Below are 11,605 nucleotides of genomic sequence, written 5' to 3' on the forward strand. Positions count from 1 at the left end.
ACTCCGGAGGCGCGGACGTTGCGGTGGAAGATCTCGCCGTACAGTCCGAGGGAGACGACCCCTTCCTGGATGCGGGCTCCGGCACCTTCGTTGATCCCGACCAGGGGGCGTCCGGTCTTGACGGCCAGGTCCATGACCTTGACGATCTTCTCGCCGTAGATTTCGCCCAACGAGCCTCCGAAGACGGTCGCGTCCTGGGAGAACACGCACACATCGCGGCCGTCGACGGTGCCGTAGCCGGTGACGACGCCGTCACCGAAGGGTCGGTTGTCGGCCAATCCGAAGTTCTGGGAGCGGTGCCGGGCGAGGGCGTCGAGTTCGACGAACGAGCCCTCGTCGAGCAACGCGGTGATCCGCTCACGGGCGGTCAGCTTGCCTTTGGCGTGGACCTTGTCCACCGCCGCCTCACCGGAGGGAATCTCCGCAACCGCGAGACGTTTACGAAGATCGGCCAATTTACCCGCAGTCGTATGAATATCGGGTTCGGTCGTTGTCATGAAGGTGTCCCCTACGGTTGCTGTTCGGACGTGTCGAATGGTTCTGATGTCAGCTGGTTGCGAGTGAACGAGCGATCACCAGACGCTGAATCTGGTTGGTGCCCTCGAAAATCTGAGTGATCTTGGCGTCGCGCATATAGCGCTCGACGCGGAAGTCGCGGGTGTACCCGTAGCCGCCGAACACCTGCACCGCATCGGTGGTCACCTTCATGGCAGCATCGGTGGCGATCAGCTTGGCCACCGAAGCGTTGCGCGAGTACGGAAGTCCGGCGTCACGCCGACGGGCAGCATCGAGGTAGGTGGCGCGGGCGGAGTCCACTGCCGCCGCCATGTCCGCCAGCACGAAACCGAGGCCTTGGTGGTCGATGATCTTCTTGCCGAACGCCGTACGTTCCTGCGCGTACTTCACCGCGTCGTCGAGTGCCGCCTGGGCGATTCCCACTGCTACAGCGGCAATTCCGAGCCGTCCGGCATCGAGTGCACTGAAGGCGATCTGCAGTCCCTGCCCCTCCGCGCCGATTCGCCACTCGGTGGGTACGTGCACGTTGTCGTAGTGCGCCGAGGTCGTCGGGATCGCGTGCAGTCCCATCTTCTCCTCGGGCCTGCCGAAGCTCAGGCCGTCGGTTCCATCCGGAACCAGAAAGCACGAGATACCCTTCGATCCTTCGCCTGTTCGAGCGAACAGGTTGTAGAAGTCGGCCACTCCGCCGTGCGTGATCCACGCCTTCGATCCGTTCACCGTGTAGCCGCCCTCGGTCGGGGTGGCCTTGCAACTCAATGCGGCAGCGTCCGAACCGGCCTGCGCCTCGGACAGCGAGTAGGCGCCGATCTGTGCCCCACCGAGCATGTCGGGAAGCTTGTCGGCTTTCTGTCGGTCGGTACCGAACGCCATCACGGGATAGCAAGCCAGACCGTGCACGCTCACTGCGACTGCCACTGCCGCCCAGCGCGACGCCAGTTCTTCGAGGACCTGGAGGTAGACCTCGTACGGTTGACCTCCACCTCCCCATTCCTCCGCGTACGGCAGGCTCAGCAGTCCCGCCTCACCCAGGGTGGCGAACACGCGGTCGGGGTACGCCTCACGCCGTTCGTGGTCGTCGACGATCGGGTCGAGCACCTTGTCTGCCACGTCGCGGGTCAGCGCGATGAGGTCGCGCGCTTCGGCAGTGGGCAACAGACGATCGACGGGCACGTGAAAAACCTCCGGAAAGTTCGGACCAGTACTGCCGGATGATCCGCAGTACTGATGCAGAGTACTGCACAAGGCGATGCAGTACCATCCCTGATGTGAACGCACCCGTGACCTCGCATGCGACGGCACGCCGTTCCGAACTCTTCGACCAGCTCGTGAGCCTGTTTCTGGCGGAGGGCTTCGCACACCTGACGCTCGACACCATCGCGGCCCGCCTCCGATGCTCCAAGTCCACCCTGTACACACTGGCGTCGAGCAAGGACCAGCTGGTCGGCGGTGCCACCGTGCACTACTTCAAGTCCATGACCACGCAGGTCGAAAGCGCGGTCGCCGAGGTCGACGGCACCCGCAATCGCATCACCACATATCTGACCGCGGTGGGAGCAGCTCTGGAATCGGCGTCCGAGCAGTTCATGACCGACCTGGCATCACTCGAGGCGGCCCGCTCGGTGTACGAACGCAACACTGCGATCGCCGCGCGCCGCGTCCAGGAACTGATCAGCGAGGGCGTGGCCAGCGGCGAAGTGCGCGACGTGCACGCGGCCTTCGTCGGCGACGTCGCCTCCTCGGTCATGGTTCGCATTCAGACTCGCGAGGTGTTCCGCCTGACCGGACTGAGCGACGGCGACGCCTATCTCGAACTGGCGAAGCTCTTGACCGCAGGCATCGGCGCGTAGCCCCGACGCCGGGAATGGATTCACCCCGACACACGCTGAAGTACAGTGAATGTAGTTGATCCTTCAACGGAAGAGCACGTGATGAAGAAGATCGGATTCCTGTCCTTCGGACACTGGTCACCGTCCCCACAGTCGCAGACGAGGTCCGCGTCGGACGTGCTGCTGCAGTCCATCGACCTGGCGGTCGCAGCCGAAGAACTGGGTGCCGACGGCGCGTACTACCGCGTCCATCACTTCGCCAACCAACTCGCGTCGCCGTTCCCTCTGCTCGCTGCCGTCGGCGCCAGGACGAGCACCATCGAGATCGGCACCGGCGTCATCGACATGCGCTACGAGAACCCGTTCTACATGGCCGAGGATTCGGGCTCCGCCGATCTCATCTCGGGTGGGCGGCTGCAGCTCGGGATCAGCAGAGGATCGCCCGAGCAGGTCATCGAGGGTTACCGCTATTTCGGCTACACCCCGGCCGAGGGCTCCGATCATGCCGACATGGCCCGCGAGCACACCCGTATCTACCTCGACCTCCTCGAAGGCAAGGGCTTCGCGCAGCCCAATCCACGGCCGATGTTTCCCAACCCGCCCGGACTACTGCGCCTCGAACCGCACTCCCCCGGTTTGCGGCAGCGAATCTGGTGGGGCGCCGGCACCCGCGAGACCGCCGAGTGGACCGCGCGACAGGGCATGAATCTGATGAGTTCGACGCTGTTGAGCGAAGACACCGGTGTGCCGTTCCATCAACTGCAGGCCGAGCAGATCGAGCGATTCCACAAGACGTGGAGCGACGCCGGACACGACTTCGCGCCGCGAACGTCCGTGAGCCGCAGCATCTTTCCGATCGTCAACGATCTCGACCGTGCCTACTTCGGCCGGGAGGGCACTGGCGACGACCAGGTCGGCTATCTCGACGGCGGCAAAGCTCGATTCGGCAAGACGTACGCGGGTGAGCCCGATCGGCTGATCGAGGAGCTCGCTGCAGACGAAGCGATCGCGGCCGCAGACACTCTGCTGCTCACCGTCCCCAATCAGCTGGGCGTCGAGTACTGCGCGCACGTATTGGAGACACTGCTCCGCGACGTCGCTCCGGCGCTGGGGTGGCGTTGATCACCTGGTGAGCGTATGCGTTTGGGTTCGGCGAACGTGGGTACTGGCAGCGAGTTCACCCACCCCCACCTGCCAGGAGTTCCCATGCTCAAACGCGACGTATCCGCGCGCCTCGATGTAGACATCACCGCAGCCACCACGCTCGAATTCCAGATTGCGATCGCCCCACATCCGGGCACGACGGTCACCGAATCACTGTCCTTCGTTCTCCACGGCAACCCCATCGAGGCAAAGGAAGTGAGCGGGCCGCACGGCAACCGAATTCACGTCATGCCTGCCGACGTGGGCAACCTGCAGGTGTCGTACGACGCCACGATCCTGGGCAACACCACCCCGGCACCGGTCACCGACTACGACATGTCGCTCTACCTCCGACCCAGTCGGTACGCCGAGGCCGACAAGTTCTACGGATTCGCCGCAACCGAATTCGGCGACTACGCGGACTCCGAGGAACTGCTGGCCAAGATTTCCGCATGGGTGGGCGCGCGCCTGAGCTACGTTCCGGGAAGCAGTGATCCGATCGACGGAGCCGTCGACACGCTCCTCGCCGGACAGGGCGTCTGCCGCGACTACTCACACCTCGTGGTCGCCATGCTGCGTGCGGTCAACGTTCCGGCCCGCCTGGTGGCGGTGTACGCACCCGGCTGCGATCCGATGGACTTCCACGCGGTAGCCGAAGCGTTCGTCGGTGGCCAGTGGCGCGTCGTCGATGCCACGTGCCTCGCACCTCGCTCGACGCTGGTCCGGATCTCGGTCGGTCGCGATGCTGCCGACACCGCTTTCCTGGACAACCACAAGGGTGCCATCACCCTGAACAGTTCTGTCGTCACCGCCGTGGTCGACGGCGAGCTCCCCCAGGACGACATCACCGAGTTGGTCTCCCTCACCTGATCCCCAACCGGGTGCCATCGTGAGCTACCTCACAGCGGCGTTTGTTTTCGGCGACTGAAACCGACTAAGTATCCGTTACCAACATTCACAGCCACCTGAAAGGTGTTCACCATGAGCTTCATCGACAAGGCCAAGAACGCAGCAGAGGACGCCATCGGCAAGGCCAAGGAAGTTGTCGGCGACGCCACCGACAACAAGGACCTCGAGGCCGAGGGCAAGAAGGACCAGGGTTCGGCAGGCGTGAAGAAGGTCGGCGAGAACATCAAGGACACCTTCAAGTAACCCACTCCATCGCATCGAGTGCCGCCGATCTCGATGATCGGCGGCACTCGCTCTTCACCCCACTCTTCTTCACACCAGAGAACGGATTCCCCTCATGACCTCATCGACCGACACGGCCGGGACCACCAAGCGTCGCGGCGGATTCGCTTCGAAGCTCGCCCTCCTCATCACGCTCGTCCTCGTCGCAGCACTGGTGATCTTCGTGCTGCAGAACACGATTCACACCAACATCAACTTCCTCGGCTGGAACTTCGAACTCGCTCAGGGTGTGTCCCTACTCGGTGCCGCTGTCGTCGGTGCCGTCATCACGCTCGCCGCAACGGCCGCACTGAAGGTCCGACGCGCAGTCCGCTGACCGACTTCGACACGACAGGATTCCTCCGATGATTCCCTTGCTCGCACGCAAGTACCTGTATCGCTACCTCATCGTCGCGGTAGGGCTCCCCATTCTCGCCCGACTGCTGGCATTCGCCGGTCAGAGCCTCGAGAAGCGAACGGGAAAGGACAACGTCGTATCGAAAGGTCTGAAGTCGGCAGGCAGATTCGCGCAACGACGAGCAGACAAGTCGCAGGGCAGCAAGGATCGCGAGTCCGAGCACGCCCTTCGCTAGACCGGTCGACGAGTGCGTCGACCAGCTGTACCGACCGGCACGGCGACGATCAATGTCCTGCCGGGTCGGTCAGCGACTTGCCTTCCTGAGCCTTCACGCGCTTGCGCTCCAGCAGCACAAGCACAATTCCGGCGATCAGGAGAACCGGCGCGGCTACCGCCCCGATCCACGTCCAGCCACCGAACCCGTACCCGGCCGCGGTGAGTGTGAGGCCGAGGCTCACCAATGCCAGGCCGATGCAGATGTATCCCGGCCAGTTGCGGGTGTCGACGATTGCCTCACCGGCGTGGCCGCGGGTTGTCCGGTCGTCATCGGTGGCACCGGCGTCGGCTTCGCTCATGTTCTCGTGCTCCATGCGGACCTCTCGAGATGATGTGCGACGGCCACTGACCGCAAGCCGGTCCTGAGAAGCGTTCGCCGCCTGCACCTCGCTCTTCCCCGAACCCGCCGTCCACAAACATGCGACCGAGGCTCAGTCGTGCCAACTCACTGCAGCGAACGGAGCGTGGCTCGTCAGTCGACCGACGATGCCGGCGTGGGCGAAATCTTTGGCGGTGGCGACCGCGTCGAGCACGTCCGTGCCCTTCGCGAGCTCAGCGGTGATGGCTGCGGCGAACACGCAGCCGGCACCCGACACGCGTTCTTCGCCCACCTTGGGGGCGCGCAGCACCGTCAGTTCGGACCCGTCGTAGACGACGTCGACGGCCTCGTCGCCGGGCAGACCCGCGCCGCCTTTGACCACCACGATACGAGGCCCGAGATCGGCAATTCTCTTGGCGGCCTCACCCAGGTCGTCGACGGTGTCGATGGCGTCCATTCCGGACAAGGTCTGCGCCTCGAACAGATTGGGGGTGATCACGGTGGCCAACGGAAGAATGTCGCGCCGCAGGGCGTTGTCGGTGTCGAGTGCGGCGCCCGGCTCCTGGCCCTTGCAGATCAGCACCGGATCGACCACCACATGCCGCCACGGCTGCAGACGCAACGACGTCGCTACCGTGTCCACGGTGACGGGGGTGCCGAGCATGCCGATCTTCACGACATCGAGATCATGTGCGGCAGTGGCTACTTCGATCTGATCGGCAATGACCGTGCTGTCGATGGGTACGAATCGGTGACCCCAGCCCGCCTTCGGATCGAACGAGACGATGCACGTGATCGTGCCGACTCCGTAGACCCCGAGCCGCTCGAAGGTCTTGAGATCTGCTTGCAGACCGGCTCCGCCGGTGGCTTCCGAACCAGCGATGACGTACGCGATTGTCGACATGACCTCAGTATGACAATCGCCGATCCGCACCGACGCGAGTGGTCGCCACCGGATTGGGTCCGGCAGTTTCGGGGCATACGTCGATTTCGTTCGTGCCACCGAGCACGCAACGACACCGCGCAGTACATCGACTTCGAGCCCAGGAGTAGCGGCGCACGATCGGCGATCGTGCAATCACGCACCACGACGAGAGTTCGGAGGCCGAATCGTGCCCACCAGCAGAAGTACGACAGCCAGTTGCGAGGACGTCTGGAGCGTCCTGGCGAACGGATGGAGCTATGCGACCTGGGTCGTCGGCGCATCCCGCATCCGCGCGGTCGATGGACACTGGCCCGCTGTCGGTAGCTCGATCCATCACTCGGTCGGTGCGTGGCCGGCGGTGCTCAGTGATGTCACGCGTTCGGTGGGACTTCACGCCGGTCGCGAACTGGTGCTGGAGGCACGAGCATTGCCGTTCGGAAAGGCGTCGATCACGGTGCGACTGCATCCTGTCGCCACAGGGTGCCGTATCGAGATCATCGAGCATGCGATCACCGCGCCCTTCGATCTGGTGCCGGATCGGGTACAGCACCTGCTGGCGCATCCTCGCAACGCCGAGGCGCTACGCAGGCTCGCGCTCCTGGCCGAGCGGTCCACTGCACCGTGAGCAAGACACCACTGCGGCAATCGGTTTCGGGAAACGTGCTGTTCGTGTTCGTACGCGTTGCCGGAAGCCCCGCTCTCGGCGTGAGAGTCGCGCCGCACTTCGTCGGTAACCTGCTGACCAGCAAGACCGCTACCGACCAGAGGAGTGCAGTCTCATGACCACCACCGAGGTCGACGCGATCGTGATCGGCAGTGGCCACAACGGCTTGGTCGCGGCGGCAGCGATGGCAGACGCCGGCTGGGACGTCGTGGTCCTCGAGGCCGCCGAACACCCAGGCGGCGCTGTGCGCAGCGCCGAACTCGTTCCCGGTTTCACCAGCGACCTCTTCAGCGCCTTCTATCCGCTGGCTCTCGCCTCGCCTGCCATGAAGGCACTCGAGTTGGAAAGCCACGGGCTGCAGTGGTCGCACTCCCCCGCGGTGTACGGCCACGCGCGGTCACCGCAGGACACCGACGCTCCGGTCGTCCACCACGACGTCGAGACCACCGCCGCGCGGCTGTCGGAACACGACGCGCGAGACGGCCGAACCTGGCTGCGGCTCTTCGAGCAATGGGAACGCATTCGCGAGCCCTTCATGAATTCGCTGTTCGGACCGTTTCCACCGGCCGTCCCCGCGGCTCGACTCGTCCGCACCCTGGGAGTGCCGGAGACACTGCGCTTCGCACGATTCGCTGCCCTCCCCGCTCGGGTGATGGCTCACGAGCTCTTCCACAGCGAGGCTGCTCGCTGCCTCCTGCTGGGCAACGCCATGCACGGCGACGTTCCGACCGATGCCCCGGTGAGCGGCATGATGGGTTGGCTGCTCACCATGCTGGCCCAGGACGTCGGGTTTCCTACCCCCGTGGGCGGATCGTCCGCGCTGACAAGCGCGTTGATACGCCGTGGGGCCGCGTCGGGTGCGGTGCTCGAATGCGGTCAGGCTGTCGAGCACATCGAGGTGCGCGGCGGCCGCGCTCGTGCTGTGCACACTGCGGCCGGAAGCACGTTTCGGGCGCGCCGGGCCATCGTGGCCGACGTGTCCGCACCGGCTCTGTACGGTTCGCTGCTTCCGTTCGACGCCGTTCCGCGTCGCGTCCACGACGACCTGCGCACCTTCGAGTGGGACACCCCGGTGGTGAAGGTGAATTATGCACTCGATCGTCGAATCCCTTGGAACTCACCTTCTTTGGCCGATGCCGGCACGGTTCATCTGGGGGCCGACGACAACGGTCTCGTGCATTGGGCAGCCGACCTCACCACCGGGGTTCTCCCGCAGAGCCCCTTCATGCTGTTCGGCCAGATGACCACTGCGGATCGGAGCAGATCGCCGGAGGGCACCGAAAGCGCCTGGGCCTACACGCATCTGCCGAGAGGCGTCGTCGACGACGCGGCCGCCGACACAGTGGCGGATCGAGTGGACCGAGTCCTCGACGCTCACGCCCCGGGATTCCTGGACTCGGTCGTCGGCCGGGTCGTACAGCGACCGAGCGATCTGCACGGTGCCGACGCCAATCTGCACGGTGGTGCGGTGAACGGCGGAACCGCGCAGCTGCAGCAGCAGTTGATCTTTCGTCCGACGCCGGGGCTGGGGCGATCGGAAACGCCGGTGGAGGGCCTGTTCCTGGGTTCGGCATCAGCGCACCCGGGTGGCGGAGTGCACGGGGCAGCCGGCCTCAATGCTGCCCGGGCAGCTCTCGGCCAGCGAGGTGTACGTGGCTGGGTGAAGAAGAAGATCACCGGTTCGCTCATCGACGTGTTGACCCGGTAGCGCCGTTATCGGACCGAGATCCTTCGTTACCGATTCGAGACCTCCGACGGAGTCTTCCGAAATCGGACACTGGCATCGTTGAAAGCACAACAACTCAGCGTCTCGCAACCGGGGGCACCCGCCGGGAACGATCGCTTCGGGGAAGAGGTAAGCATGTTGACCAGCACCGCAACCATGGAACGCTCCATTCGCGATGACGAGGGCGTGTTCCGACTCGAGACGGTCATGGGCTCGAACCGCCACAACACTCTGCGAGCCTTCGGCGAACTGGACATGTCCACTCGCGCCGAATTCGTCCACAGTCTCGACCGGTTGGCCTCCGCGTCCGATCGGGTCTCGGTCGATCTGTCGGAGGTGTCGTTCATGTACTCCGGCGTCGCCAACGCGATCATCGACGCCACCTACGTACATCCGGGCAAGATCGCCGTGCTCGCACCCGCACGGTCGGTGCGCATGGTCCTGGAGGTACTGGGTGCAGGCGGCCTGTTCGCCGACACGTTTCGGTCGTGAATCGGACTCGCTAACAGGTAACGTCGAAAACATGCCAGACGAGCCGACCGGAGCACCCTTCGAGATCGCGGCGGCGGCACACGACGCGACTACCGTGCTCACCGTTCGAGGCGAACTCGACCTCGACACCATCCCGGAACTGTCGGCCGTCGCGTTCCCCGCTGCCGACACCGCACGAGGTGGACTCGTGGTGGACCTGACGAACGTCAGCTTCCTCTCGTCCAGTGCGATCACAGTGCTGGTTCGAGTGTGCGATCGACTACCCGACGCCTCGCGCATGGCACTGGTGGCGGTCGACGGTGTCGTGGTTCGGCCGGTGCAGCTCAGTGGCATCGATCGGGTGATGGCGACCTTCACGACCGTGCCCGACGCGGTGGACCATGTTCGGTCGGCATCTCTCGACGAGGAGGTCGACCGATGACTCGCCGATACCGACTCGGACACCTTTCATGACCGAGAGCAGCCCCACGGCGCTCCCCCATCGCTGGAGCCACACCGCGCCCGCCGAGCCCGCCGTGGCAACCGTCATCAGGCACCGGTTGCACCATTGGACCGTCGAACTCGGCGTGAGGAACGATCTGGTGGACGACATCGTCCTCGGGGTCTACGAGGCACTCGCGAACGTGGTCGAACACGCCTATCACTCGGTGCCCGAGCCCGGAACGATGACCATCACCGCCGCCTACGAACACCGGACGCTGACGGTGACGATCTCCGATACCGGAACGTGGCGTCCACCGACGCCTGCGACCAATCGCAGCCACGGTCTGCAACTGGCAGCCGCGGTGGCCGACGAACTCCTCGTCGACCATCGACCCGGTTACGGCACCGTGGTGACTGCGGTGTGGACCGATCCGGTCACGACCGACCGCGCGAGATCCGCCACCCGCTCGTCATGACCGAAGGGAGTCCCCATGTCTGCCCCGGCTGCTGATCTACTCGACACGGCACCCTGTGGCGTCTTCTCGGTCGACGTCGCCACCTTGCGAATCCTCTACGCGAACACGGCCGCTGCGCGGATCACCTCGCGCAGCCGCGAGGCGCTCGTCGGAACGACCGTCACCGAGCTGTTCACGGTCGAGTTCGAGCCGATGCTGACGGCTCTGCTGGATGTCGCGTCGACATCGGGATCGGACTCACCGATCGGAGCGACCGCAGACTTGACCGTTGCGACCGATCGACGTGCCGCGATTGCCGTATCGATTCTGGCCAACAGCCTGCGTACGCCCGCGGGGGCCCTGACGGTGACGATGACGCTGCACAACGAGACCGAACGCAACGTGCGCGAAAGGGACCTGGTCGACGCCCGCGACACCGCGGAGGCCGCCCAGGACAACGCAGAGGCCGCGCTGGACAGATCGCAGGACGCACTGAGCGCGTCGGAGGAAGCACGCAAGCTCGCCGAGGCGGAGAGAACGCAGGTGCAGATCCTGGCCTCGACGTTGCAACGCACTCTGCTGCCGCCGATCCTGTCGGCTCCGACGGGCATGAACGTGGCAGCCCACTATCACCCCGCATCCCTCGACGAGGTCGGCGGCGACTTCTACGACGTGTTTCCTCTCGACAAAGGAACGTGGGGATTCTTCCTCGGCGACGTCAGTGGCAAGGGGGCCGGAGCCGCCGCCGTGACTTCACTGACTCGGTACACCCTGCGGGCCGCCGCCGTCTTCGACCGCAACCCGATATCGGTGCTCGAGAACCTCAATACCGTTCTGCACCATGAGTTCCACGGCGACGACCCACGTTTCTGCACGGTGGTTTTCGGCACCATCACCCCGGGACCGGACGGCGCGGTGGTGAATCTCGCCAGCGGCGGGCATCCGCCGGCCCTGCGCATCACACACGACGCCGTCGTCGACTTCGTCGACACCACCGGTGGCCAGTTGGTCGGAGCATTGGCCGAGCCGCACTTCGCGTCGGCATCGGTGACCCTGCAACCAGGCGACGTCATGGTGTTCTACACCGACGGATTGACCGAAGCGATCGTCGGACCAGGACGGACGCGCTTCGACGACCACGGTGGCCTCGAATCCTTCGCTGCCGGAGAGGGTTCGACGACCGCACCGAAGATCGTCGACGACCTGACTTCCCTCTTGGCGTCCTTCGGGGACGGCCTGCAGGACGACGTCGCTCTGCTCGCCTTCGAGGTACCCCGCGACGACGCCGACTCGTAGCTGTCGAGGCCGA

16 protein-coding genes are annotated in these 11,605 nt (G+C 64.9%); 12 read left to right on the plus strand and 4 right to left on the minus strand.

Translation table 11 applies throughout. The features are described from left to right. Together ABZ677_RS07330 and ABZ677_RS07335 are read right to left on the minus strand one after the other, a co-directional pair. Positions 1-497 (minus strand): carboxyl transferase domain-containing protein (locus ABZ677_RS07330; RefSeq protein ID WP_358367859.1); only part of this gene is annotated, 497 nt, incomplete at its 3' end. A 49-nt stretch (positions 498-546) separates the two neighbouring features. Further along, positions 547-1,689, minus strand: a complete 1,143-nt coding sequence (locus tag ABZ677_RS07335; protein WP_094633368.1) for an acyl-CoA dehydrogenase family protein — start codon at positions 1,687-1,689, stop codon at positions 547-549. Positions 1,690-1,784: 95 nt separating this feature from the next. Here ABZ677_RS07335 and ABZ677_RS07340 point away from each other — a divergent pair, with 95 nt between their 5' ends. The 6 genes from ABZ677_RS07340 (at position 1,785) to ABZ677_RS07365 (ending at position 5,251) form a co-directional block, all read left to right on the plus strand. Beyond that, positions 1,785-2,366, plus strand: a complete 582-nt coding sequence (locus tag ABZ677_RS07340; RefSeq protein ID WP_230596325.1) for a TetR/AcrR family transcriptional regulator — start codon at positions 1,785-1,787, stop codon at positions 2,364-2,366. A gap of 81 nt (positions 2,367-2,447) precedes the next feature. Continuing rightward, positions 2,448-3,467 carry an LLM class flavin-dependent oxidoreductase gene (locus tag ABZ677_RS07345; protein WP_037192325.1) on the plus strand — a complete coding sequence of 340 codons (1,020 nt, stop codon included), beginning with the start codon at positions 2,448-2,450 and terminating at the stop codon, positions 3,465-3,467. 84 nt (positions 3,468-3,551) lie between these two features. Then, positions 3,552-4,358 carry a transglutaminase family protein gene (locus ABZ677_RS07350; RefSeq protein WP_358367862.1) on the plus strand — a complete coding sequence of 269 codons (807 nt, stop codon included), beginning with the start codon at positions 3,552-3,554 and terminating at the stop codon, positions 4,356-4,358. A 111-nt stretch (positions 4,359-4,469) separates the two neighbouring features. Further along, positions 4,470-4,640, plus strand: coding sequence for a CsbD family protein (locus ABZ677_RS07355; RefSeq protein WP_008718579.1), 171 nt, complete (start codon positions 4,470-4,472; stop codon positions 4,638-4,640). 94 nt (positions 4,641-4,734) lie between these two features. Next, positions 4,735-4,995: a lipopolysaccharide assembly protein LapA domain-containing protein gene (locus ABZ677_RS07360; RefSeq protein ID WP_094633367.1), complete on the plus strand. Its 261-nt coding sequence runs from the start codon at positions 4,735-4,737 to the stop codon at positions 4,993-4,995. 28 nt (positions 4,996-5,023) lie between these two features. Next, positions 5,024-5,251, plus strand: coding sequence for a hypothetical protein (locus tag ABZ677_RS07365; protein WP_358367867.1), 228 nt, complete (start codon positions 5,024-5,026; stop codon positions 5,249-5,251). A gap of 49 nt (positions 5,252-5,300) precedes the next feature. Here ABZ677_RS07365 and ABZ677_RS07370 read toward each other — a convergent pair whose 3' ends face one another. Together ABZ677_RS07370 and thiD are read right to left on the minus strand one after the other, a co-directional pair. Further along, positions 5,301-5,591, minus strand: a complete 291-nt coding sequence (locus ABZ677_RS07370; protein WP_037192502.1) for a hypothetical protein — start codon at positions 5,589-5,591, stop codon at positions 5,301-5,303. A gap of 132 nt (positions 5,592-5,723) precedes the next feature. Then, entirely contained in the window at positions 5,724-6,515 is a 792-nt protein-coding gene (gene thiD / locus ABZ677_RS07375; RefSeq protein ID WP_358367870.1) for a bifunctional hydroxymethylpyrimidine kinase/phosphomethylpyrimidine kinase, read from the minus strand. Positions 6,516-6,723: 208 nt separating this feature from the next. On the opposite strand from thiD, the gene ABZ677_RS07380 reads away from it, so the two are divergent. From ABZ677_RS07380 to ABZ677_RS07405, 6 genes are all read left to right on the plus strand, one after another. Continuing rightward, positions 6,724-7,161 (plus strand): SRPBCC family protein, encoded by a 438-nt coding sequence (locus tag ABZ677_RS07380; RefSeq protein ID WP_358367873.1) that lies wholly within the window; start codon positions 6,724-6,726, stop codon positions 7,159-7,161. Positions 7,162-7,315: 154 nt separating this feature from the next. Then, on the plus strand, positions 7,316-8,908 hold the full coding sequence (locus ABZ677_RS07385; RefSeq protein ID WP_094739619.1) for an NAD(P)/FAD-dependent oxidoreductase: 1,593 nt from the start codon (positions 7,316-7,318) through the stop codon (positions 8,906-8,908). A gap of 153 nt (positions 8,909-9,061) precedes the next feature. Beyond that, positions 9,062-9,418 carry an anti-sigma factor antagonist gene (locus tag ABZ677_RS07390; RefSeq protein ID WP_358367876.1) on the plus strand — a complete coding sequence of 119 codons (357 nt, stop codon included), beginning with the start codon at positions 9,062-9,064 and terminating at the stop codon, positions 9,416-9,418. Between the two features lie 31 nt (positions 9,419-9,449). After that, entirely contained in the window at positions 9,450-9,839 is a 390-nt protein-coding gene (locus ABZ677_RS07395) for an anti-sigma factor antagonist (RefSeq protein ID WP_358367879.1), read from the plus strand. 28 nt (positions 9,840-9,867) lie between these two features. After that, on the plus strand, positions 9,868-10,317 hold the full coding sequence (locus ABZ677_RS07400; protein ID WP_358367882.1) for an ATP-binding protein: 450 nt from the start codon (positions 9,868-9,870) through the stop codon (positions 10,315-10,317). Positions 10,318-10,332: 15 nt separating this feature from the next. Then, positions 10,333-11,592 (plus strand): SpoIIE family protein phosphatase, encoded by a 1,260-nt coding sequence (locus tag ABZ677_RS07405; RefSeq protein ID WP_358367885.1) that lies wholly within the window; start codon positions 10,333-10,335, stop codon positions 11,590-11,592. The last annotated feature ends 13 nt before the right edge of the window (positions 11,593-11,605 follow it).

Origin of the sequence: Rhodococcus sp. NPDC006774 (genome assembly GCF_040636045.1) — a bacterium.
GTDB lineage: Bacteria > Actinomycetota > Actinomycetes > Mycobacteriales > Mycobacteriaceae > Rhodococcoides.